At 61.7% G+C, this 1,529-nt stretch carries 1 protein-coding gene; it reads left to right on the forward strand.

Annotated features, from left to right (window positions below; translation table 11 throughout):
* Positions 1-53: 53 nt before the first annotated feature.
* Positions 54-1,424: an IS1182 family transposase gene (locus QD409_RS35305; protein ID WP_430765020.1), complete on the forward strand. Its 1,371-nt coding sequence runs from the start codon at positions 54-56 to the stop codon at positions 1,422-1,424.
* Positions 1,425-1,529: the final 105 nt, after the last annotated feature.

Here is a 1,529-nt window from a genome sequence, read left to right on the forward strand (position 1 = left end):
CAGATTGCTGACAAACCCCTGGCCTTGGCTGGGGGTTTATGATTCACTGGGACATGTTGAAGAAACCCGCTCCCGAACAGACGGCTCTCGAGATGGTGACGCTCGACAGTCTGGTGCCCCGGGATCACCTGCTTCGCAAGATCGACGCGGTGATCGACTTCTCGTTCATCCATGATCGCGTCGCCGGCCTGTACTGCGCCGACAACGGGCGGCCGCCGCTGGATCCGACCTTGATGTTCAAGGCGCTGTTCATCGGCTACCTGTTCGGTATCCGCTCCGAGCGCCAGCTGGTGCGCGAGATCGAGGTGAATGTCGCCTATCGCTGGTTTTTGCGGATGAAGCTGACGGACGGGGTCTTCGACGCCTCGACGCTCAGCCAGAACCGGCGTCGGCGCTTCAATGATACGTCGGTTGCCCAGGACATCTTCGACCATATCGTCGAGCAGGCGATAGGCCACGGGCTTGTGGATGGCACGGTGCTTTATACCGACAGCACGCATCTGAAGGCGAACGCCAACAAGGGCAAGTACGATCTGGCGATGGTGGAGAAGTCGCGCTCCGACTACTGGGCCGATCTCGACCGGGCGATCGATGCGGAGCGGGCGCTGCACGGGCAGAAGCCTCTGAAGGAAAAGGAACGCGCGCCTGAGGTGAAAGAGACCAAGGTCAGCCGCACGGATCCCGACAGCGGCTACATGGTGCGCGACGGCAAGCCGAAGGGCTTCTTTTATCTCGACCATCGCACCGTCGATGGCCGGCATGCGATCATCACCGACACACATGTGACGCCGGCCAACGTGCATGACAGCATCGTCTATCTCGACCGGCTGGACCGGCAACGCGCCCGTTTCGACTTCAATGTCGGGGCCGTCGGGCTGGATGCCGGCTATGCGACGGCAGGGATTGCCAACGGCCTGGAGGTGAGAGGGATCCTTGGAGTGACCGGCTACCGCAACCCGACGCCGCCCAGGCCCGGCATGATGCGCAAGTCGAAATTCGTCTACGAGCCAGAGCCCGACGGCTATCGCTGCCCCGAGGGGCAACTGCTGACCTACGCCACCACCGACCGCGACGGCTACAAGCACTACCGCTCCGACCCCCGCATCTGCGCAGGCTGCCCGCTGCTTGCCTCCTGCACGACGAATGCCAAGGCCGAACGCACCATCACCCGCCATGTCTGGATAGATGCCCGCGAGCGCACCGACGCCCACCGCAAGACATCCTGGGGCAAGGCGATCTACAAGCGGCGGAAGGAGACGGTCGAGCGCTCCTTTGCCGATGCCAAGCAACTCCACGGTCACCGATACGCCCGCTTCCGAAGTCTCGTGTGCGTCAGATGCCAGTGCCTGCTGGCTGCCGCCGCCCAGAACATCAAGAAGATCGCAATGGCCCTCACAAAGGCGCCAAAGCCAAGCATGGCCTGAGCAGATCAGGCCGTTTCAACAAAATCGAAACGCCACCTTCTCAAAAGCATCAATCCGCAAACACAAAACCCGCCGAAAATATCGACGGGTTTGTCAGCGGTCTGA

Source organism: Rhizobium sp. BR 315 (genome assembly GCF_050577975.1).
Classification (GTDB): Bacteria; Pseudomonadota; Alphaproteobacteria; order Rhizobiales; family Rhizobiaceae; genus Rhizobium; species Rhizobium miluonense.